A 22,072-nucleotide genomic window follows, 5' to 3' on the forward strand; every position below is an offset into this window, starting at 1 on the left:
TGCTTTCCTCATTTCAGTTCGATGATCGTCACACCGTGTCCGCCTTCACCTTGACCACCTAAGCGGTGACCTTTGACGTGACGATGACCTTTCAAGAATTCTTGGACACCTTGACGCATCGCTCCCGTACCCAGACCATGGATAACACGAATATGGTCGTAGTTCGATAACAAAGCTTGGTCCATGAAGCGTTCGAGCTTCGATAATCCTTCTTCAACACGGACGCCACGTAAATCCAGTTCAGCTGAAGGCGCCGATTGTTTCGTCACACTCGTACCACCAGAACGCCCTTTTGTTTGAGGACGTTTTGGAGTACTGCCGATCTTCGCGAGATCTTCCGGTTTGACGTTCACTTTCATGATGCCGACTTGAACGGTGTACTCGCCGTTCGCCTGTTGGTTGATGATATAGCCTTTTTGATTGAAGGTCGTGACTTTGACTTCTTCCCCTTTATCAAAACGTGGCGTTTGATCGTATTTCGCTTTAACTTTAGCGATCCGTTTTTCTTGCAGACTCGGCTTCGCATCTTCAAGTTTTTTACGTGCCTCGATCAATTCATGCTCTTTGACGGCACCAGCGTCTCGTAATTCCTTCAAACGTTTAATGACGCCTTCCGCTTCTTTTTGGGCACGTTCGACTGCACGTGCTGCTTTTTCTTCCGCTTTTGCCAGAATCTCATTTTTCTCTTCCTGGATTTCGGCTTGTTCTTGCTCGAATTGCTCACGCTCTGCAACGAGTCGTTTCTTCTCTTCTAGCAACTGAGCCTCTAACGTCTCAGCACGCTGTTTCGCCTCTTCCAGTCGTTCGATCATCGTTTCGACGGACTGTGCGTCGCTACCGATTTGACCACGTGCCGCATCGATGATCCGGTCTTCGAGTCCGAGACGTTTTGAAATCTCGAACGCGTTCGAGCGTCCCGGTACACCAATGAGTAAGCGATACGTCGGACTGAGGGATTCGACATCGAATTCCATCGACGCGTTGACGACACCTTCTCGGTTATAGCCGTACGCTTTTAACTCCGAATAGTGCGTCGTCGCTGCAACACGTGCTCCGCGGCGTTTCACTTCATCAAGAATCGCGATCGCTAGGGCAGCCCCTTCTGTCGGATCCGTTCCCGCCCCTAATTCATCAAACAGCACCAAACTCATGAAATCGATTTTCTCCATCATCGAGACGATGTTCGTCATGTGCGAGCTGAACGTCGACAAGTTTTGTTCAATCGACTGTTCATCCCCGATATCGGCATAAATCGCATCGAAGACACTGAGCTCCGTCTCATCTGCTGCCGGTACGTATAGTCCTGATTGCACCATCAATTGCAAAAGACCAATCGTCTTTAAAGTAACTGTCTTACCACCGGTGTTCGGACCGGTGATGACGAGTGATGTAAAATCGCCACCTAGCGAGACAGTGATCGGTACGACCTCTTCTTTTGGAATGAAGGGATGTCGTGCTTCCTTCAGAATGATATGGCGATTTTCATTCAAGCGTGGTTCAACCGCTCCGATCTGATGACCATACAACGCTTTCGCCATGATGAAATCAAGTTCTGCTAATACATCAAGATTGATGCGCAGCGAGTCACCGACACTCCCGACAAGTGCTGATAATTGGGCGAGGATTCGTTCGATTTCCGCCCGTTCTTTCAAACGCGCTTCTTGAATCTCGTTGTTCGCAGAAACGACGGCTTGCGGTTCGATGAATAACGTCGCTCCAGAAGCTGACTGGTCGTGGACGATCCCACCGAACGCTTGACGATATTCTTGTTTGACCGGGACACAGTAGCGATCATTTCGCATCGTCACGATGGCGTCAGACAGCATCTTCGCTTTACTACGTAAGACACTATCGATTTTTGAACGAACTTGTCCTTCGAGCGAACGCAACTGACTACGTAACGCTCGTAATTTATCACTTGCCGAATCTTGAACAGTTCCTTGGTCGTCAATGGCATGACGAATCCCCTGTTCGATCTCAACGAGCTTCGTGATCTGTTCGATTCGACTATCGAGTCGTGGTAATCGTAGATCCGGGTGATCCTCATGCAATCGTTCTTGGAACGCCTTCACTTGACGTCCTGAATAAACGACGTCTGCGACGGATAAAAGTTCACTCGTCGAGAGGACCGAACCAATTTCTGCTCGTTTCACTTCACTGCGGACATCTGTCAATCCACCGAACGGATAACGGTCACGCAACCGGTAAACCGTCGTTGCTTCCGTCGTGACGGCTAATAATTCCTTGACCTGCTCGAACTCTTCCGCCGGACGCATCGCTCGAACGAACTGTGCTCCAAGTGAGCTTGCCGTGAACGATAACATGTTTTCTTTTAACTTCTCATATTCTAAGACGCGTAATGCGTTGGCATTCATTTAATCCACTCCTAAACGTTTTCGACCGAAGAAAGCAAGTGCTGCTTCGGCACTCCACGTATTGATGACATCAGACGCCTCCAAATAGGCTTTACGTGCATGGAGGACTCCAAGTTTCATATCTTCTAACATTTCTGGTCGGTGTGTATCTGTATTGATCAAAATTTTCACACCAGCAACCTTCGCTTTTGCTAGGGAACTTGCCGTCAAATCGAATCGTGCCGGGTTTGCATTCATCTCAAGCGCTGTTCCTGTCTCGGCTGCTAGTTCGATCAAGCGATCAACGTTAACGGCATAGCCCTCTCGTCTACCGATGATTCGTCCTGTCGGATGGGCAATCAGAGAAACGTAAGGATTACGACACGCATTCTCAAGCCGTTGCATGATCTCTTCTTCCGTCTGATCGAATTTCGAGTGAATCGAGGCAATGACGTAATCCATCTCTTTTAAGAAATCATCTTCATAATCGAGCGACCCATCAGGCAAGATATCCATCTCGACGCCACATAAAATCGTCATCTCAGGATGTTTCTTGCGTGCTGCTTCGATTTCGACACGTTGCGCACGTAGACGTTCTTCCGTCAATCCATTGACGAACTTCATATACTTACTATGGTCGGTGATCGCCATCCATGTATACCCTCGTGCAGCACACGCATCGACTAATTCTTCAACAGATAATGTTCCATCTGACCATGTCGTATGCATGTGTACATCTGCTTGGATATCCTGTTCCGTCAAAAGGCGTGACAAATCCTGCTCGAACTCTTGACGCCCTGCTCGTAATTCAGGTGCGATGAACGGTAAGTCGTACCGCGCAAACAATTCTTCTTCCGTCTTCGGCTGCACTAATCCTCGCTCGGTCTCAACGCCATATTCAGAAATGCTCTCTCCCCGTTCTTTGGCAAGTTGACGCATCCGGACATTGTGATCCTTCGAACCCGTGAAGTGATGTAACGTTGACGCGTACGCCGCGTCATCGACGATTCGGAAATCAACCGCGATATAATGGACGTCTCGTTTTAAGACGAGTGATACTTTCGTACTGCCGGCAGCAATGACTTCATCGATGAGCGACAGTTCCAATAGTTGCTCCTTGATCCGATCCGGTTCGTTCGTCGAGAGGATGAAATCAAGGTCCTTGCACGTCTCTTCTGCTCGGCGGAAGCTCCCACCAACTTCGAAGCGAATGATTTCATCGAACGACGCAAGGGTCTGATTTAATTCCGCAACGACCTTCCGCATGACACCATACGGTAATCGTTCCGGTCGTGTTTCAAACGTTTCGAGCGCTTTGACGTACTTTTCGACCGTCTTCTTACCGAATCCAGGCATCGTTTCGACTGTACCATCCGCTAATTTCTCTGCAAAGGAATCCGCATCAATGACGCCGACTTCATGCAATTTAGCAAGTTTCTTCCCACCAAGACCCGGGATCTTTAGTAAAGCGATCAGTCCTTCCGGTACTTCTTGTTCGAGTTCCGTCAGTGCCGTACTCGTTCCCGTTTCCCGGTACTCCTCAAGAACAGCGGCCGTTCCTTTACCAATCCCCTTCATCGCCGTGAAATCCTCGATTGCCATGAAGTCAGCATCGGATGCTTCGAGGATACTTGCTGCTTTTCGGAAAGCATTGATCTTAAACGGATTTTCCCCTTTAACCTCTAGATAGACTGAGATTCGTTCCAAGTGACGCATTGCATCTTGAATCGTACGCATGTGCAATTCTCCCCTCAAAAAAAGCTCCCATTTAACGGGAGCATGTTTATTTTATCAATCCAACTTTGTCCATCAGCCAATTCGCAAGGAGCGGTGTATGTTGGATGATGAAGCTTGCCAAACTCGAGTCTGCGATCGCATCCTGTATCGACTGAATCGGAACGAATGCCGCTAAGAACAAGAGCAAGAAGATGAAGATATACATCTCGATGAAGCCGAAGACGCCACCTAATAATCCTTTGACTTGTTTTAAGATCGGGACATTCGTCAACGAATCAAACATCGACAATAAGATCGCTAAGATGATTTTTGTACCGAAGAACAGGACGACGAACCAAAAGGCTTTATAGAACACTTCATCGAGTCGTGCTGAACTTGGAATTGCGAACATCGTCAAATCGATTCCCGCATCATCCAGCGTCGACGGATATGGAACCCACAAACGGAATTTCGTCGCCAGTTCCTCATAGAACGACAAGGCGACGATGAAGGAAATGATCAGGCTGAGCAAATGCCCGGCCTGCAATACGACTCCCCGTCGGACACCTGTCATGATGCCTAAGGCGAGAAGTAATAAGATAACGAAAGAAATCATAGTTTATAGTTCACCCAAATTCTTTTTATTTTTACGTAATCACTACCAATATTAAGCGCCGCTAGGACGGCGATTTGACGAACGTCGAGTTGTGGTGCTTGTTCTCGGATTTCTCGAATTTTCGTATCGACGAGGAGACCCACTTCGCGTACGTGTTCTGGCGACTCCGTTCCGACAATCGTATAATCATTGCCTGCGATATGAATCGTCGTCCGGTTCAACCCTTCTGAATCAGCCATTTTTCTGTCCTCCTCATACTTTGCTTCTTTCATATAGTACCATCATTTTCGTTTTAGGAAAAGAAGTCCCCCATCGGTCTTAAGGATGGTATGCTTAATCCCGGAAAGGGAGGTTATCTCGTGGGAACTATCGTTTTACGCTTATCTAAAGAAAAGCAAGATCTCGTCATACAAGAGTTTAAACAAGGACAGACGAAGAGTCCACCGTATGCTCGTTTCGCCGCTAAAGTACCCGGATGTGTCATCACGATTTACAATTCTGGAAAAGTGATGTTTCAAGGAACCGAAGCCGAAACGATCGCTTCACGCTTCGGCACGGCTACACCGACTAAATCGAAGGAACCACTTGTTTCAACGTTACCAAATGGTTTTGCAGAATGGTCCGTCGCTGGCAGTGACGAAGTTGGAAAAGGCGATTTCTTCGGTCCACTCGTCGTCGTCGCTTCCTTCGTTGATCGAAAGCAGATTGCACTCCTTCGAGAACTGGGTGTACGTGACTCCAAGCACTTGAATGACACGGAGATTCGAAAGATCGCCCGTGATCTTCATGCCGTCATTCCGTACACATATCGTATCCTACACAATCCAGAATACAATCAAATGCAACGCACGATGACACAAGGAAAGATGACTGCCCTGATGCATAATGATGTCCTGCAGCGACTTCTTGACAAACTGGAGACGAAACCAGAAGCGATCTTGATAGATCAGTTTGCTGAAAAGACCGTTTACTATAAACACTTGTCTGGTGTCATCAATCCCGTTCGAGAAAATGTCTACTTCTCGACCAAGGCGGAACAACTCCATGTCGCCGTCGCTGCCTCCTCGATCATTGCTCGCGCCATCTTTTTGAAGGAGATGGACAAGTTGAGTGAAACAACAGGTGTCGTCATTCCGAAAGGTGCTGGTGCTAAAGTGGATCAAGTCGCTGCCTCACTGATTTTACGTTATGGAGCTGACAAACTTCGTGACTGGACGAAAGCCCATTTTGCGAATACGAAAAAGGCACAACAACTAGCTGCGAAACGAAACCGACCATGACCTTAACGGAATGGTCGGTTTTTTAAATGACGGACTTCCCTTCAGACAGTCGTTCTAATTCCGCAAGCAGTATGTGTTTTTCATTAAAAGGAATCGTTTTTGTACCGATTCGTTCTACCTCGTCATGACCTTTCCCGACGATGACGATGCGTTTCCCTTCGTGCGCCAAATGCGCTGCTTGTACAATCGCTTCGTGACGGGATGTATGACACCCTACTAAATGTTCACGTGAAATATCGACGATTAACTCTTCGATGATTCGATCCGGATTCTCTGTCCTCGCATCATGGACCGTTGCGATGATGTGTTCACAATATTTACTTGCGATTCGCCCCATCTCCGCTCGTTTCGTTCGATCACGCTCTCCAGCTGCACTTAAGACGACCGATAGCGACTCTCCGGAAGAAGTGAGTGCCTGCAAACATTTTTCTAGACCATCCGGTGTATGGGCATAATCGATATAAATCTCACAAGGTGCCCAGTCCAGTCGTTCGAGTCGTCCTTTCGGCAATTCCAGTTCTGGAATATGACGAATCAACGTATAGAGGTTGGCATCGCCTGCCCGCAACAATCCCATCGCTGCCGCTAAATTCGCTGCATTGAACTCACCTAGTAAAGCTGTCGGCACACGTGTTGTCGTCTCGTCGATCCGCACATTGACGGTATCCGTCAGCCATTCGACCGCAATCTGTGACGTTCGGTGGGGTTTCGTCGTATACCAGATAACGGGTTGCAAAGGCGCAGCTTCTCGCATGACGCGACTCCAACCATCTTCTCGATTCAAGACGATGGTCCGACCATTTGACGCAGCGACTTGTTGAAACAACAAAGCTTTCGTCTTTGCGTAATCTTCCATTGAATGATGATAATCCAGATGATCATGCGTCAGGTTCGTAAATGCTGCCGAGTGGAAAGACACTCCCTCGACTCGACCTTCGGCTAGTGCGTGAGAAGACACTTCAATGATGCAATCCGTCACGCCTTTTTCAACCATTTCATATAACAGTCGATGTAAGATGATGGCTTCAGGCGTCGTATTCGGCGTCTCAATGAGTTCCTCGTCAATTCGTGCACCGACCGTGCTGATCATGCCGGCTTTCACACCTGTTGCTCGAAAGAGATCATACGCCAATTTCGTCGTCGTCGTTTTTCCGTTTGTTCCGGTTACACCGTAGACACGCATCTTTTGACTCGGTTGATCGTAAAAGCGATTCGCGACTTGACCTGCAAGTCGTTTCGTATCCGGCACGGTAATGACGGGAATCGGGCAATCCGGAAACGATCGTTCAGCTAAAATCGCCACAGCCCCGTTCTCGATTGCCTGATTGATATAATCGTGACCATCAACCGTGTAGCCGTTGATACAGATGAATAATCCGCCAGGTGTGATTTGTCGCGAATCGGTTGCGATATTCGTAATGAGTGGATTGATTGCTTCCTTTATAGTGAGTGGTAATAGTTCATTCAGAAGCTTCGCTAGTCGATTCATGATGTACTCTTCCCTTCTTGTCTCTTCTCTATGTCAAGATGAATTAGTCAACCAATCACATAAACAGTCGTATCCATTGTTTCAAGTAAATCAAATACTCTTTTACGGAACATACCCGCTTTAAGACCTGCCTAATCTTTTATCATGCTAGAAAATTATTCTCTTCAATGCTCGAAATGAGTGTTTCTTCCCTTGCACCTCTTAATCAGCTTTGATACACTCTTAAAGTTAACTAGTTAACTAAAAGGAGAAATAGGATGCTTTACACACAAGAAGATGTACTCGGACAACTATCAAAAGTCTCACGTCTCGTAAAACGAGAGATTGATGCTACCTTGCTTCCCTACTCGTTACATACGGGTCAATGGGCACTAATAAAAGCAGTTGCATTACTACAACCTGTCTCACAAGTCCAACTGGCCGATTACTTAATCATTGAAAAACCAGCTGTGACGAAAACCGTCTCACGTCTTGAGACGCTTGGTTTCATCACTCGGATAAAAGAAGGACGAACACACTTTGTCTCATTGACACCTTTAGCCATTGAACGGTTCGACCAAATCGATGCTGCGGTCCAAGAGACCCACCAACGCTTACTCGCCTCCTTCTCCCTCACCGATCAGCAACAGCTTGGTGAGTGGATGACGCACCTACTTACTCTACATCGACAGGAGGAATCTTCATGACCACTCGGTTATTCTCGCGTCATTACGTCATGACGCTGATCATTAACTTATTGCTCTTCATCACGTTTTATCTACTTAATGCCTCACTTCCTTTACTCGCTGCTAAACAGTTTCCAGTCTCCGCTTCAGCACTCGGGTGGATCGTGACGAGTTTCATCCTGGCAACCGTCTGTTCTCGTCCACTGATCGGTCACTGGTTAGATCGTTATGATTTAAAGCGTGTCTTAATGGTCTCTGCAAGTCTCTTTACATTAATGAGCCTCTGCTACTTGCTTGTCCTACCACTGGAATCATTCTTCTATTTAATCGTTATTCGTATCATCCACGGGTTTAGTTTCGGAATGTTATCTTCTTCGATCAGTCTCGCCGTTACGACATTGATTCCAAAAACACGTCAAGGTGAAGGGATGGGCTATTTCGTCCTATCGATGAACTTGGCATCCGTCCTCGGTCCTGTCATTGGTCTAACCTTTATTCAAGAAAAAGCATTCGTTCTGTACTTCGTGACAGTTGCTGCCCTAGCAGTCATCGCCTTGTTGTTAATGATGCGTCTACCGCTGACGAGTCAACATATTCCAAGCACGTCCGCGTTTCGTTTAAGTCAGTCCCTCTTCTTATCACGTCCGCTTTTATTGATAGCAACTCTGTTGGCAGGCGTTGCGATTTCTAGTACATCAGCGTTTATCTCACTGTATACGGACTCGATCGGACATGTCGCATATGCTTCTTATTTTTATGCATTAGTCGCTCTCGGGATGGTCGGGATTCGACCGATTGCCGGAAAATTGTTTGATCAGCGAGGAGCTGCATTCGTGTTGTTGCCATCGTATGTTCTTTATATGATAGGCTTTGTCATTCTCGGCATGTATCCTTCGTTTGCCGGTTTATTGCTTGCAGCCGTCATTATTGGAGTCGGTTCTGCTTCCATCTTCCCGGGCCTTCAAACCGTCCTCTTGAATTTCGCACCTCCTGCACAGAAAGGGAAAGCCATCTCGACCTTTTTCCTTGCTTACGACACAGGTTTTGGAATCGGTGCCTTGATTCTTGCTTCTGTCGCAAGCGGTATCGGCTATTCCAATATGTTCTTGTCCTGTAGTCTGATCGTTCTCGTAAGTGGTCTACTGTATTTCACCTTTACGAAACGACAAGCTGCTTCATCTGAAACAGAAGAACTTGCTTCTTGAATCTGTCGTCAAACGAAAAACAGCCGCCTTCCTCTGAAAGGAAAGCGGCTGTTTGTTTATCCTGATTATGCGCGAAGTTCCGCATTGAACGTTTCTTTCACTGCATCTACGACTCGCTGTTGCGCTGTCGTGATTTCTTCATCGACTAACGTCCGTTCTTTGTTTTGATAACGGAGGGAGAAAGCGAATGATTTTTCATTCTCTCCGACGTTCTCACCCGTGTAGACATCGAACAATTCGATTGTCTGAAGAAGTGGACCGGCTGCTTCCGTCATGACATCGACGATGGATTGCGCCGTCACTGATCGCTCGACGACGATTGCTAAGTCGCGTGTCATTGATGGGAAACGTGAAATTTCCGAGTAGACCTGCTCTTCTTTCGTACGCAGTGCCATCGCCTCTAATTCAAAGACGTACACTTCTTTTAGACCATACTGTTCTTTTGACAGACCAGGATGCACTTGACCGACGAATCCGATCGCTTCTCCGTCAAGCAAAATGCGCGCCGTCCGTCCTGGGTGCATCGATGGAATGCTCGCTGCCTCGAACGTCAACGTAACACCGACTGCAGAAGCGAGTGTCTCGACGATTCCTTTCATGACGAAGAAATCTGTTTTGACGAGCGTTCCGTGCGCACGGTGTTGTTCTGACACACCGACTGCGACGCCACCGATCATTTCTTGTTCAATCGGGAGTGTCTCAAGTGACGCATCCCGTTGCAGATAAACACTGCCGAGTTCATAAAACGCGACATCGGCATGCTGTCGTGCGACGTTATGCTGCGCGACTTCAAGGAGTCCCGGAATGAGTGACGTCCGCAGTGTCGAACGTGCTTCACTGATTGGCATCGCCAGTTTGACCGGATGCAAATCTTCTCGTTCATTGAATTGCATCGCGCGTTGTTCGCTCGTCAATGAATACGTGATAGCTTGCGAAAGACCTGCTCCCTGCAATGTCCGGCGTAAATGACGACGGTGAATGTTCCGTTTTGGTAAGAAACCACGGCTCGCTTCAGACGGTAAGCTTGAAGTCAGTGCATCATATCCATAGAGACGAGCGACTTCTTCCGCTAAATCAGCTGGAATTTTCAAGTCTTGGCGGCGAGTCGGTACGCTGACTGTCAAGGCATCACCCGATAATTCAACACCGAGACCAAGACGTTCGAGTAACGTTTGCATGACCGTTCCTTCAATCTCCATACCAAGACGGTGATTGATGTACGAGACACTCGCTTCAATCAAGTGATCGTCAAGCTCGAGCGTTCCTGCTTGAGCGACACCAGCCTGAACCGCTCCACCCGAGAGTTCAGCAATCAAAGTTGCAGCCCGATCGAGTGCTAACAAGACACGACGTGGATCGACGCCCTTTTCGAAACGAGCACTCGAGTCCGAGCGAAGTCCAAGAACACGGCTCGTCTTCCGGACGGAAATCGGTGCGAAGTAAGCTGATTCTAAAATGATCGATGTCGTGTTTTCATCGACTTCGGTATTCGCTCCACCCATGACACCAGCAAGCGCGACCGGGCGTTCACCGTCTGTGATGACGAGCATCGAAGAATCGAGCGTCCGCTCTACTTCGTCTAACGTCGTGAACAACTCTCCTGCGTGCGCTTGACGCACGACGATCCGTTTTCCAAGTTTTTCAGCATCAAATGAATGAAGCGGTTGACCTGTCTCGAGTAAGACGAAGTTCGTAACGTCGACGACGTTGTTGATTGGACGAATGCCGTTCGCGATCAAGCGGTTTTTTAACCAAGTCGGTGATTCTTGAATCGTCACGCCTTGAATTTCTCGTGCCGCGTAGAACGGGCAGTCCTCTGAATCAAGCGTCACGTCGACTGCCGTCGCAGTTTCTGCTTCTTTGACTTCAACGGCCGGGAAAGTCGGTGTCGTATCATAAAGCGCAGCCACTTCGTATGCGACACCATACATGCTGAGGCAGTCCGAACGGTTCGGCGTTAACCCAAGTTCGAGGATTTCATCGCGTAGACCGAGTAACTCCAAGACGTCCTGTCCTGGTGTGACTGGTTCTCGGAACGTATGGATCCCGTCCTGCTCATCTTCTCGGATATATTTCTTTTCGAATCCGAGTTCTTCGAGTGAACAGATCATCCCTTCTGAGACGACACCTCGTAATTTAGCACGTTTGATTTTAATACCTGGCAGGCGAGCTCCGACGCGTGCGACGATGACATCTTGTCCGGCTTCGACGTTCGGTGCACCACATACGATTTGGACCGGTTCGTCTTGCCCGATGTCGACCGTCGTGACATTCAATTTATCTGCTTCTGGATGTTTTTCTTTCGTTAATACACGTCCGACGACGATGTTGTTCAATGCCTCATCCCGGACATCTACGCCTTCGACTTCGATTCCGCTCTTTGTAATCAAATCAGCCAAATCTTGTCCTGATGTATGACTGACATCCACATATTCGTTCAACCATTGTTTTGAGACTAACATCTGCGTTCCCCCTTAAAACTGTTCGCTGAAGCGAACGTCATTCGTATAGAAGTGGCGAATATCATCGACACCGTATTTCAACATGGCAATCCGTTCGATACCCATCCCGAATGCGAAACCTGACATTTTCGTGCTATCATATTCGGCCATTTCGAGCACGTGAGGATGAACCATTCCAGCGCCCAGAATTTCAATCCATCCCGTCTGTTTACAGATGTTGCATCCTTTACCGCCACATTTGAAGCACGAGACGTCGACTTCGACGGACGGCTCCGTGAACGGGAAGAAACTTGGGCGTAAGCGGACTTCACGTGCTTCACCGAACATCTGCTTCGCGAAGGCTTCAAGCGTTCCTTTTAAGTCTGCCATCGAAATCGATTCTCCGACGACGAGTCCTTCGACTTGCATGAATTGGTGCGAATGCGTCGCATCATCTTCGTCTCGACGATAGACTTTACCTGGGCAGAGAATGCGGATCGGTTCACCTTTAGAAGCGAGCATCGTCCGTGCTTGGACCGGTGACGTATGCGTTCGCATCAAAATTTCTTCCGTGATGTAGAACGAGTCTTGCATATCACGTGCCGGGTGATCCTTCGGTAAATTCAACATCTCGAAGTTGAACAGATCTTGCTCGACTTCTGGACCTTCCGCAATCGTATAACCGAGTCCGACGAAGATGTCTTCGATCTCATCCGTCACCTGTTGCAAGAGATGCGCATGACCGACCTTTTTCGGACGTCCTGGTAACGTGACGTCAATTGCTTCCGCTGCCAGTTTTGCATCCATTTCTTGTTGTTTGACAGCTGTCAGACGTCGTTCCAATTGCTCTTGGATCGCTTGACGAACCGTATTTGCGATCTCACCGACAACTGGTCGTTCTTCCGCTGATAACTTTCCCATTCCTCGTAATACTTCTGTGATTGGTCCCTTTTTCCCGAGATACTTGACTCGGACGTCATTGAGATCTTTTTGAGTTGTTGCCTGATCGACTAATGTCAACGCTTCATCGCGTAATGCTTCTAATTGCTCGCGCATCTTTCCCACTCCTTTAGTTGAAGATATAAAAAAACGTCCCTCCGGCAAATGCCGAAGGGACGATGTAAACACCGTGGTACCACCCTTGTTTGACTTTTCAATCGAAAAGTCCTCCAATTGCGCGATAACGGGCGCATCCCGTCACGATCTCTCGTGCGACTCCGGAGTGAATTCGGTTAGCAGATTCATGAAGCAGTTTTCAGTCTACGACCGCTTCTCCCTGATTGAATCGTTCCCTAACGTACTCTGTTCCATCAACGTCCATGATGTATTCCTGATGTTCACTTTAGCATGAACGCTTGTCGGTTTCAATCCACGCTTGCAAAATGATAGAGCAAAATACCAGCCGCTACTGCCGCATTCAACGACTCCGCTTTACCGCGGATCGGGATGTAGGCACGCTCATCACAGTAAGAGAGCAATTCTGGCGCAACGCCTTGTGCTTCGTTCCCGATGATTAAACCGAGTGCATCCATCGGTGCGATCGTTTGATAAGACGTCGCTCCTTCTAACGCCGTGCCGATTACCGCAATTCCTTGTTCGTGCAGGGCATTGACTGCCTCTTCGAGCGGCATGGAGATGACAGGTAGATGGAACAGCGATCCTTGCGTCGCACGGATGACTTTTCCGTTATAGACGTCAACTGTTCCCGGTCCGACGACGACACCATCGAATCCAGCTGCGTCAGCTGTCCGAATCATCGTCCCGACGTTCCCTGGATCTTGTAGACGATCGAGCAACAAATAGCGTCCTCGTTCTAATTGTGCCGAAGCTTGTTTCATCTCACAGACAGCGAAGATGCCTTGCGACGTTTCCGTCTCAGCCAGTACTTTGATGACGGCTTCATCGATCGTAAAGACATCGGCATTTCGTTTCCAAGAACCGGGTACTTGGTACGATTCACGCACGATCAATTCCTTGACGATTCCAGCGCGAACAGCTTCTTCAATCAGATGTTCTCCTTCGATCAAGAAACGGTTCGTCTGCAGACGTCCTTTTTTCGTTAAGAGTTTTTTCCATTGTTTAACGATTTCGTTCTTTGCTGATGCGATGTGCTTCATTATTTTATTACCCCTCGTAGATCGCTTGGACAGTCTCCGCATCAAGACGTTTTGTCACAGCAACGACTAAATCGACGGCTGCTTCGAAATCGGCTTTATGCATGATTGAGACGTTCGTATGCAAGTAACGGATCGGTACAGTCAATGCAAGTGATGGAACACCTGTATTAGACAAATGGAATTTCGCTGCATCCGTTCCGCCACCTGGTGTTAAGTCCAGTTGATACTTGATATTTTCTTCTGTTGCGACTTTCGTCACGAAATCGATCAATCCACGATGTGCGATCATCGTTGCATCGAACATGATGACTTGAACGCCTTCACCTAATTTCGACAATGCTTCACGATCGGTCATTCCTGGCGTGTCACCCGGGATACCTGTATCGACAGCAAAGGCGATTGATGGTTTCAGCAGGTGTGCGACAGTTTGAGCCCCACGTAATCCGACTTCTTCCTGAACAGTCGCTCCTGCGAAAATCGTGTTCGGATGACCGTCTGCTTTTAAGCGTTTGATTGCTTCGATTGCGATGGCACAACCAATCCGGTTGTCCCACGCTTTTGCCATCAAGAAGTTCTCATTTTTCATCACAGTAAATTCGCAATGTGGAACGACCGTATCACCCGGACGAATTCCCCAACCGTCGACTTCTTCTTTTGATGAAGCACCGATATCGATGAACATGTCTTTAATGTCGACCGGCTTATTGCGCGCTTCCGGTGGTAAAACATGAGGTGGTTTTGCTCCGATTACACCTGGAATGACTTCACCAGATGACGTCACAATATTCATACGCTGTGCCAAGAGGACCTGACCCCACCAACCGCCGAGTGGTTGGAAACGAAGGAATCCTTTTTCATCAATCTTCGTGACCATGAATCCGACTTCATCCATGTGACCCGCAATCAATACACGTGGCGCATCTTCGCCTGCGCCTTTATGTTCAGCAAAGAGGCTACCGAGACCATCCTGGTGGAATGCTTCTGCATGAGGTTCTAAATATTCACGCATGAGGTTCCGGACTTCTTTTTCGTTTCCCGGTACACCTGTTGCGTCCGTGAGACGTTTTAGCATATGTAATTGTTCGTTCATCTGATTTCCTCCTTAGTAACCGTTGTCTTGTCGCACATGGTTTGCTTCATTTTTAGAAATGTAAGCCTTGAAAATCATATCCTGTGTAAAGCCTAGTGTAGCACCTAATGCAAGGTATGCACCAATTAGAACATCATAACTTTGTTCCGTCCGCGAAATCGCAAAGACGTTCGTTTTGTTATAGACGTCTAAAAAAGCATCTGTTGCTGTCAAATAGAAGTCACCTTCTGTAAAATGACTTTTCTTGTAATCAAGTGCTAAACCTAGTGAGAGTAGAAAATGGACGCCATCGACATATTCCTCAAGAATTGTGACTTGAGCGGATGGTCCCTTCTTCGACCAGAACTTAAAGCAACGTGTCTCGTTCGCAAGTTCACCGAGTTCGACCAATAAGGCGAGCAGACGCTCGTCGAATTGATTGCCTGTCAATTGATGTTCTGACTGAATCCGTTTATCCAACTGTTCTTGCATCTCAAAAAGTGTCAACCAATCCATCTTTAATTCTCCTTCTATCTAAAAAAATCATATGACCGTCTCATCGACGTGCCTTCTTATTTTATCATTAAATCGAAAAAAACGTCGGAGAATTAAATTCCCCGACGAATTGTAGAACTTAAGCGTTCAATTTTGCTTTTGCTGTGTCAGCAAGTGAAGCAAATGCAGTTGCATCTGTAACTGCGAGGTCAGCGAGCATCTTACGGTTAACGTCGATACCTGCTAATTTAAGACCATGCATCATGCGGCTGTAAGAAAGACCGTTGATACGTGCTGCCGCATTGATCCGAGTGATCCAGAGGCGACGGAAGTCACGTTTCTTTTGACGACGGTCACGGTAAGCGTACATGAGAGATTTCATGACTTGCTGTTTCGCAACCTTGAAGAGTGTATGTTTCGAGCCGTAGTAGCCCTTAGCTAATTTGAGTTGTTTTTTACGACGTTGACGAGTCGTATATCCGCCTTTTACGCGTGGCATATAAATTCCCTCCTAAATCTGTATACGATTGGATAAATTACTTCGCGATCATGTGACGGATGCGTTTGAAGTCACCCGTAGATACCATGCTAGCTTTACGTAATTTACGTTTCGCTTTTGTTGATTTGTTACCGAACAAGTGGCTTGTGTAAGCACGACCACGTTTCAATTTGCCAGAAGCAGTACGTTTGAAACGTTTAGAAGCACCGCGGTGCGATTTCATTTTAGGCATGAGAGATTCCCTCCTACTTCGATTCGATTAGTCTTCTTTCTTAGGAGCAAGCACGAGGAACATGCTGCGTCCTTCCATCTTCGGTCTCTGTTCCACAACACCGAACTCACTTAAATCCGTTGCGAGGCGTTCGAGAACGCGTTTACCGATTTCCGAGTGAGTGATGGCACGACCGCGGAAACGAATGCTCGCTTTCACTTTGTTACCATTCTCCAAGAATTTCTTCGCATTACGGAATTTCGTTTGGAAGTCGTTCTCCTCGATCGTCGGGCTAAGACGAACTTCTTTCATCTGAATCACTTTCTGATTCTTCCGAGTTTCTTTGTCCTTCTTTTGCATCTCGAAACGGTATTTACCGTAGTCCATGATCTTACAAACTGGCGGCGTCGCTTGTGGAGCGACCATGACGAGGTCAAGTTCCGCTTCCTCTGCGAGACGTAGCGCTTCGTTGCGTGATTGGACACCTAGTTGAGCACCATCCGCTCCGATAAGACGAACTTCCCGGGCACGGATGCTTTCATTGATTAACAGATCTTTGCTAATGGTTAGCACCTCCATCGTGCATTGCACGAAAAATGAATGATAGAAAACGCTATAAAAAAAGCGTCGGCAGTTCTTCCCGCCCACACTCATAAGGAACGTCAAAGCATAGCAGTCGCTACACATTGCGTATCTTCATGATGAACCAGTACGAGTCGTCATACATGGTGAGAAGCGGGATGCTTCTGCTTTGTTGTCATTTCACTTTGCTATCATAGCACTTGTTTTCCCGTGATGTCAAGCCGCTTTCTATGTTCTTACAGAACGTTGCTCACATACTTGATTATAATAGCAATCCTTTAACGGATAAGCAAGAAGTTTCTAACCTGTTTTTCACGGGTACACTCTTAACATGGAAAAAAAGATTCAGAACATTCGCAAGCAAAATTGTTTATTTAGAATGATTATTGTTTTATAATCAATTTAATCTTACATAAGGGGGAGAATAACAGATGACTGAAAAACGATTAACGACCAATCAAGGTGTACCAATCGGAGACAACCAGAATTCACGTACGGCTGGACGTCGCGGACCAACGTTATTAGAAGACTATCAATTAATTGAAAAGATGGCCCATTTCGACCGGGAACGTGTACCTGAGCGTGTCGTACACGCTCGTGGATTCGGTGCTCACGGTGTCTTCACTGTCAAAAACTCAATGAAAAAGTACACGAAAGCTGCGTTTTTACAAGAAGAAGGGACAGAAGTTCCTGTCTTCGCCCGTTTCTCGACTGTTATTCACGGCACGCATTCTCCAGAGACACTCCGCGATCCACGTGGATTCTCTGTCAAGTTCTATACAGAAGAAGGAAACTGGGATTTCGTCGGGAACAACCTTCCTGTCTTCTTCATTCGTGACGCTATGAAGTTCCCGGATATGGTCCATTCACTTAAACCAGATCCACGCACGAATATTCAAGATCCCGACCGTTACTGGGACTTCATGACACTTCGTCCGGAATCGACGAACATGCTCATGCATCTCTTTACGGATGAAGGGATTCCTGCAAGTTACCGTAAAATGCGTGGTTCTTCCGTCCATTCATTCAAATGGGTGAACGCTCATGGCAATACGGTTTACGTCAAACTACGCTGGGTACCGAAAGCTGGCATTCATAATCTCTCAGCAGAAGAAGCGACAGAGATTCAAGGAAAAGACTTCAACCACGCTTCAAACGATACGTTCCAAGCGATTGAAGACGGAGATTATCCGGAATGGGATCTGTTCGTACAGGTGCTCGATCCGGCTGACGTCGATCAGTTCGATTTCGATCCGCTCGACGCAACAAAGGATTGGTTTGAAGATGTCATCCCGTTCCAACACGTTGGTACGATGACACTGAACAAAAACGTCGATAACTACTTCGCTGAAACAGAATCTGTCGGATTCAACCCAGGTGTCTTGATTCCAGGAATGTTACCATCTGAAGATAAGTTGTTACAAGGTCGTCTATTCTCTTACTCAGACACACAACGCTACCGTATCGGAACGAACTACCAACAACTTCCGATCAACTGTCCGTTCGCACAAGTGAACAACTACCAACGTGATGGTGCAATGCCAGTTGGTCAGCAAACGAGTCCGGTGAACTACGAACCAAACCGATATCAAGAAGAACCAAAAGAAACACCAGAGTATACGGAAGAAAACCAGCCGTTACTTGATGATAAACACGGTCGTCTCGAAATCGAGAAGACGAACAACTTCGGTCAAGCCGGCGAAGTATACCGTCGTCTGACAGAAGACGAGCAAGCAGCTCTTCTGAAGAACCTCGTCAATGATCTCGAGCAGGTTCGCCATGAGAACACAGTCTTGCTCGCAATCTGTAACTTCTACCGTGCTGATGCTTCACTCGGTCAGAAACTATCAGAAGCGCTTCAAGTCGATATCGAACCGTTCTTGCAACAAATGCGTTCATAACGTAAAACAAGCACCCTCGACGCTAGTCTTGGGTGCTTTTGCTTGGTTTAGTACGGAACAAAGTCATATCGTTCAGCTGTTGCATACGTATATTCATTTAGTTTCGTAAATAAGACGATTCTATTTAATTGAACATCTTTGGCAGTATTTTGTTGCATGTACTGTTTTTCTGTTTCCGTAAATGAGTTATAAATTGGTGCATATCCATCGCTTTGAAACGGTTGCATTTGAATCGCACGATCGGCGTTTTCGAATGTATTATAGCGAATCGTCCCACCGATGATGCCTCGCCCTAAAATCGTCATTGCTTTTCCGTCTGCCCGGTGTACATCTCGAATCGTATTGTTGATGACGGTCGGATTTTTCCAGTTCATCATCGAAATGGCATAGTCCTTCGTCTTTTCGATCAAGTTATTTTCAATCCGGATATTCGTGTGTAAACGATTCTCTGTATATTGATGTGTGCCAATGGCGACGTTGATGTTAGAAAAAACATTGTTTCGAATCGTGATATCCGAATTTGGTGTACCATCTTGAGCAGACCACTTCCACGGAAAACCTTTCGTGATTGGATCCGGTGTATCTAAGTTAATCGATTCATTTGGTCCTGTATTCGCTATCATTGTCGCATCCACGAACTTCATATTTTCAATCGTCGCGTTTTTCGTCGCGTCTAACTCCATCGCATGTGATCCTTTTTGATTACGCACTGTGATGCCACCGATATATAAATTTTGGTTGTGTGCAATCGCAAAGGCAGATCCTCGCGAAAAGCCGTTTAAGTCGATTTGTGCGTTTCCTTTTCCGATGATCCGTGCGTTTTTCGTACCGTTGTATTTCGACATTTTTTTATTCAGACGTAACACAGACGGTGCTACTAAATCAAAGACACTCGTCGTCGCACTGATTTTTGACGTCCCCGTTTCAGATGTCTTTTTGATGATGACTCCGTCTTCTAAAATGACCGTCGTGTTCGATGGAATTCCGACACGCAGTGGAGATAGATACGTTCCTTTTTTTAGAACAAGCGTGCCTCCCCCTTCTTTTTCAAGTCTTTCTAAATAAGAACGCATCGTATAATGATTCCGGGTTTTCGCATTATACGTCGTGTATTTTCGAATCAAGGGATCAATAGGCTTTGTTGTAGGGTCAATAATATAATATGGTTTTTTTGTTGTCGCTGCTTTTGGCTGTTCAGCTGAAGTTCCCATAAACAAGAGGGAGGCAGCAAGCGTTACTGTCAGTGTTCGTTTCAATGTCATACGTCCTTTCTACTCATAAAACAAATTTATCCATTTCCCATTACATTCTAATCCTTTTCCAAATAAAAATAAATATTTCCATCTTCTTTTTTTTAAAACTAACTCTCTTGTTTATCGGATCTACTGCAGTTGTTTTAAAGGACATACAAAAAAACCGATCATCCCGTAAAACGGAACAATCGGTTATTCTTCATTATTTTGAACGGTTCGCGATTTCTGTTTCTAAATCGGATACGAATTGTTCAAGTGATGCGTTGCTTGAGTCTTTTGAGCCGTAGCGACGAATGTTGACTTCGCGTGATTCGACTTCTTTATCACCTAAAACGAGCATGACAGGTACTTTGTTGACTTGTGCTTCACGAATCCGGTATCCGAGTTTCTCGTCACGGAAATCTGTTTCGACACGAATTCCTTTTTTCAGCAAGATTGCTTTGATTTCACGGGCATAGTCTTCATGCACTTTAGAAACCGGAATCAATTTCACCTGAACAGGTGCGAGCCATGTTGGGAACGCGCCTTTGTATTCTTCGATCAAGTATGCGACGAATCGTTCCATCGTCGAAACGACACCACGGTGTAAGACGACCGGACGGTGATCTTGTCCGTCATTTCCTTTGTACGTCAATTCGAATCGCTCTGGTAAGAGGAAGTCGAGTTGAACTGTCGAAAGCGTCTCATCTTTACCAAGTGCTGTCCGAACTTGAACGTCAAGCTTCGGTCCGTAGAAGGCAGCTTCGCCTTCTGCTTCGAAGTATTCCAGTTCAAGCTCATCCATTGTTTCTTTTAACTCACGTTGTGCCATTTCCCAAATTGCATCGTTATCGAAGTACTTCTCTTTATCCGCTGGGTCACGGTACGAAAGACGGAATTTGTAATCTGTGATTCCGAAGTCCGCATAGACTTCTTGAATGAGGTGAACGATGGCTTTGAACTCATCTTTCATTTGGTCAGGACGGACGAACGTATGGCCATCGTTTAGGACCATGTAACGAACACGCTGAAGACCAGTTAAGGCACCAGACATCTCATAACGGTGCATACCACCAAGCTCCGCGACACGAAGCGGTAAATCACGGTACGAACGCGGTTCGTTCTTGTAGACCATCATGTGGTGTGGACAGTTCATCGGACGAAGAACGAGTTCTTCATTGTCCATCTCCATTTTCGGGAACATATCATCTTGATAGTGATCCCAGTGACCCGATGTCTTGTATAGATCGACTGAACCGAGGACCGGTGTGTAGACATGCTCATATCCAAGTTCGAGTTCTTTATCGACGATATAACGTTCGACTGTCCGACGGATCGCTGCTCCTTTTGGTAGCCACATCGGGAGTCCTTGACCGACTTCTTGAGAAGTGAAGAACAATCCAAGTTCCTTCCCGAGTTTACGATGATCCCGCTCTTTCGCTTCAGCAAGGAAGTGGAGATGTTGTTTCAACTGATCTTTTGTCGCCCATGCTGTACCGTAAATCCGTTGTAACATCTTGTTTTTTGAATCCCCACGCCAGTAAGCACCAGCAATGCTCATCAATTTGAAGACTTGTAGCTTCGCTGTTGCTGGAACGTGTGGTCCACGGCAGAGATCGAAGAATTCGCCTTGACGGTAAATCGTCAAATCCTGATCAGCAGGAATCGATTCGATCAATTCGACTTTCAACGGATCATTGAGTTCTTTATAAATCGCGAGTGCTTCGTCACGCGAGACGACTTCCCGTTCGATCGGCAAGTTCTCACCGGCGATTTTATTCATCATTTTCTCGATTTCTGGTAAGTCTTCTTCTGTCAGACGACGTTCCATATCGATGTCATAGTAGAAACCATTCTCGATCGTCGGTCCGATTCCAAGATGAATCGTTTCATCCGGATACAGACGTTTGATGGCTTGTGCCATCAAGTGAGCTGAAGAGTGACGAATCAAATCGAGCCCTTCTTCTGAATCCGGCATGATCAATTCGATTGTGCCGTCCTCTTCGATTGGACGACGGTAATCGATGGCGTGCCCGTTTAGTTTGGCAGCAAATGCTTTTTTACGAAGTCCTGGGCTGATTGATGCAGCGACTTCTTCTGCTGTCGTACCGACTGCGAATTCCTTTACGGCGCCATCTGGAAATGTAAGTGCGATATTTGACATGACTGTTTCCCCCTTTAACAAAATAAAAAAGACTCA

Annotated in this window: 19 protein-coding genes; 4 read left to right on the forward strand and 15 right to left on the reverse strand. The window is 46.8% G+C overall.

The features are described 5' to 3' along the window. Positions 1-8: 8 nt before the first annotated feature. Genes EXW93_RS11535 through zapA form a run of 4 tightly spaced genes read right to left on the reverse strand, consistent with a single transcriptional unit; the run spans position 9 to position 4,925 of the window. A complete protein-coding gene (locus EXW93_RS11535) occupies positions 9-2,375 on the reverse strand; it encodes an endonuclease MutS2 (protein ID WP_023469002.1) in 2,367 nt (788 codons plus the stop codon). Beyond that, positions 2,376-4,091, reverse strand: coding sequence for a DNA polymerase/3'-5' exonuclease PolX (gene polX / locus EXW93_RS11540; RefSeq protein ID WP_035396571.1), 1,716 nt, complete (start codon positions 4,089-4,091; stop codon positions 2,376-2,378). 46 nt (positions 4,092-4,137) lie between these two features. Beyond that, complete coding sequence (locus EXW93_RS11545) at positions 4,138-4,686, reverse strand: CvpA family protein (protein ID WP_023469004.1); 549 nt, start codon at positions 4,684-4,686, stop codon at positions 4,138-4,140. Beyond that, positions 4,683-4,925, reverse strand: a complete 243-nt coding sequence (gene zapA, locus EXW93_RS11550; protein WP_254606204.1) for a cell division protein ZapA — start codon at positions 4,923-4,925, stop codon at positions 4,683-4,685. The genes EXW93_RS11545 and zapA overlap by 4 nt, the downstream gene beginning before the upstream one ends. 120 nt (positions 4,926-5,045) lie before the next feature. Here zapA and rnhC point away from each other — a divergent pair, with 120 nt between their 5' ends. Continuing rightward, entirely contained in the window at positions 5,046-5,966 is a 921-nt protein-coding gene (rnhC, locus tag EXW93_RS11555) for a ribonuclease HIII (RefSeq protein WP_023469006.1), read from the forward strand. Between the two features lie 22 nt (positions 5,967-5,988). Here rnhC and EXW93_RS11560 read toward each other — a convergent pair whose 3' ends face one another. Further along, positions 5,989-7,455 carry a UDP-N-acetylmuramoyl-L-alanyl-D-glutamate--2,6-diaminopimelate ligase gene (locus EXW93_RS11560; protein ID WP_023469007.1) on the reverse strand — a complete coding sequence of 489 codons (1,467 nt, stop codon included), beginning with the start codon at positions 7,453-7,455 and terminating at the stop codon, positions 5,989-5,991. Positions 7,456-7,712: 257 nt separating this feature from the next. Here EXW93_RS11560 and EXW93_RS11565 point away from each other — a divergent pair, with 257 nt between their 5' ends. Continuing rightward, positions 7,713-8,141, forward strand: a complete 429-nt coding sequence (locus EXW93_RS11565) for a MarR family winged helix-turn-helix transcriptional regulator (RefSeq protein WP_023469008.1) — start codon at positions 7,713-7,715, stop codon at positions 8,139-8,141. Next, on the forward strand, positions 8,138-9,325 hold the full coding sequence (locus tag EXW93_RS11570) for an MFS transporter (protein ID WP_035396569.1): 1,188 nt from the start codon (positions 8,138-8,140) through the stop codon (positions 9,323-9,325). The genes EXW93_RS11565 and EXW93_RS11570 overlap by 4 nt, the downstream gene beginning before the upstream one ends. A 65-nt stretch (positions 9,326-9,390) precedes the next feature. On the opposite strand, the gene pheT is transcribed toward EXW93_RS11570, so the two are convergent. From pheT to infC, 8 genes are all read right to left on the reverse strand, one after another. After that, positions 9,391-11,787: a phenylalanine--tRNA ligase subunit beta gene (pheT, locus tag EXW93_RS11575; RefSeq protein ID WP_174316481.1), complete on the reverse strand. Its 2,397-nt coding sequence runs from the start codon at positions 11,785-11,787 to the stop codon at positions 9,391-9,393. A gap of 12 nt (positions 11,788-11,799) precedes the next feature. Then, entirely contained in the window at positions 11,800-12,822 is a 1,023-nt protein-coding gene (gene pheS / locus EXW93_RS11580) for a phenylalanine--tRNA ligase subunit alpha (protein ID WP_058713776.1), read from the reverse strand. Positions 12,823-13,130: 308 nt separating this feature from the next. After that, the gene (locus EXW93_RS11585) at positions 13,131-13,916 is read right to left on the reverse strand and encodes a TrmH family RNA methyltransferase (protein WP_371811222.1); all 786 of its coding nucleotides are present in this window, start codon (positions 13,914-13,916) and stop codon (positions 13,131-13,133) included. Next, entirely contained in the window at positions 13,891-14,973 is a 1,083-nt protein-coding gene (locus tag EXW93_RS11590; protein WP_023469013.1) for a M42 family metallopeptidase, read from the reverse strand. The genes EXW93_RS11585 and EXW93_RS11590 overlap by 26 nt, the downstream gene beginning before the upstream one ends. 12 nt (positions 14,974-14,985) lie before the next feature. Further along, a complete protein-coding gene (locus EXW93_RS11595; protein WP_023469014.1) occupies positions 14,986-15,468 on the reverse strand; it encodes a dUTP diphosphatase in 483 nt (160 codons plus the stop codon). A 118-nt stretch (positions 15,469-15,586) separates the two neighbouring features. Next, the gene (rplT, locus tag EXW93_RS11600; RefSeq protein WP_012371057.1) at positions 15,587-15,946 is read right to left on the reverse strand and encodes a 50S ribosomal protein L20; all 360 of its coding nucleotides are present in this window, start codon (positions 15,944-15,946) and stop codon (positions 15,587-15,589) included. A 37-nt stretch (positions 15,947-15,983) separates the two neighbouring features. Continuing rightward, entirely contained in the window at positions 15,984-16,178 is a 195-nt protein-coding gene (gene rpmI / locus EXW93_RS11605; protein WP_023469015.1) for a 50S ribosomal protein L35, read from the reverse strand. A 27-nt stretch (positions 16,179-16,205) separates the two neighbouring features. Further along, the gene (gene infC, locus EXW93_RS11610) at positions 16,206-16,736 is read right to left on the reverse strand and encodes a translation initiation factor IF-3 (RefSeq protein ID WP_029342318.1); all 531 of its coding nucleotides are present in this window, start codon (positions 16,734-16,736) and stop codon (positions 16,206-16,208) included. Positions 16,737-17,170: 434 nt separating this feature from the next. Between infC and EXW93_RS11615 the strand changes: the two genes are divergently transcribed. Next, positions 17,171-18,640, forward strand: coding sequence for a catalase (locus EXW93_RS11615; RefSeq protein WP_023469017.1), 1,470 nt, complete (start codon positions 17,171-17,173; stop codon positions 18,638-18,640). A gap of 47 nt (positions 18,641-18,687) precedes the next feature. Here the strand turns inward: EXW93_RS11615 and EXW93_RS11620 are convergent, their stop codons facing one another. Further along, complete coding sequence (locus EXW93_RS11620; protein WP_174316482.1) at positions 18,688-19,896, reverse strand: right-handed parallel beta-helix repeat-containing protein; 1,209 nt, start codon at positions 19,894-19,896, stop codon at positions 18,688-18,690. Between the two features lie 199 nt (positions 19,897-20,095). Further along, complete coding sequence (thrS, locus tag EXW93_RS11625) at positions 20,096-22,036, reverse strand: threonine--tRNA ligase (protein ID WP_174316483.1); 1,941 nt, start codon at positions 22,034-22,036, stop codon at positions 20,096-20,098. Positions 22,037-22,072 lie beyond the last annotated feature (36 nt).

Origin of the sequence: Exiguobacterium sp. JMULE1 (genome assembly GCF_013337175.1) — a bacterium.
Taxonomy (GTDB): Bacteria; Bacillota; Bacilli; order Exiguobacteriales; family Exiguobacteriaceae; genus Exiguobacterium_A; species Exiguobacterium_A indicum.

Excerpts from the sequence above, each read along its gene's own strand:
- pheS (WP_058713776.1), bottom strand. The coding sequence starts at position 12,822 with ATGCGCGAGCAATTAGAAGCATTACGCGATGAAGCGTTGACATTAGTC.
- EXW93_RS11570 (WP_035396569.1), top strand. The coding sequence starts at position 8,138 with ATGACCACTCGGTTATTCTCGCGTCATTACGTCATGACGCTGATCATT.
- infC (WP_029342318.1), bottom strand. The coding sequence starts at position 16,736 with ATGGAGGTGCTAACCATTAGCAAAGATCTGTTAATCAATGAAAGCATC.
- EXW93_RS11545 (WP_023469004.1), bottom strand. The coding sequence starts at position 4,686 with ATGATTTCTTTCGTTATCTTATTACTTCTCGCCTTAGGCATCATGACA.
- EXW93_RS11615 (WP_023469017.1), top strand. The coding sequence starts at position 17,171 with ATGACTGAAAAACGATTAACGACCAATCAAGGTGTACCAATCGGAGAC.
- rplT (WP_012371057.1), bottom strand. The coding sequence starts at position 15,946 with ATGCCACGCGTAAAAGGCGGATATACGACTCGTCAACGTCGTAAAAAA.
- EXW93_RS11595 (WP_023469014.1), bottom strand. The coding sequence starts at position 15,468 with ATGGATTGGTTGACACTTTTTGAGATGCAAGAACAGTTGGATAAACGG.
- thrS (WP_174316483.1), bottom strand. The coding sequence starts at position 22,036 with ATGTCAAATATCGCACTTACATTTCCAGATGGCGCCGTAAAGGAATTC.
- EXW93_RS11560 (WP_023469007.1), bottom strand. The coding sequence starts at position 7,455 with ATGAATCGACTAGCGAAGCTTCTGAATGAACTATTACCACTCACTATA.
- zapA (WP_254606204.1), bottom strand. The coding sequence starts at position 4,925 with ATGGCTGATTCAGAAGGGTTGAACCGGACGACGATTCATATCGCAGGC.
- EXW93_RS11565 (WP_023469008.1), top strand. The coding sequence starts at position 7,713 with ATGCTTTACACACAAGAAGATGTACTCGGACAACTATCAAAAGTCTCA.
- EXW93_RS11535 (WP_023469002.1), bottom strand. The coding sequence starts at position 2,375 with ATGAATGCCAACGCATTACGCGTCTTAGAATATGAGAAGTTAAAAGAA.
- polX (WP_035396571.1), bottom strand. The coding sequence starts at position 4,091 with ATGCGTACGATTCAAGATGCAATGCGTCACTTGGAACGAATCTCAGTC.
- rpmI (WP_023469015.1), bottom strand. The coding sequence starts at position 16,178 with ATGCCTAAAATGAAATCGCACCGCGGTGCTTCTAAACGTTTCAAACGT.
- pheT (WP_174316481.1), bottom strand. The coding sequence starts at position 11,787 with ATGTTAGTCTCAAAACAATGGTTGAACGAATATGTGGATGTCAGTCAT.
- EXW93_RS11590 (WP_023469013.1), bottom strand. The coding sequence starts at position 14,973 with ATGAACGAACAATTACATATGCTAAAACGTCTCACGGACGCAACAGGT.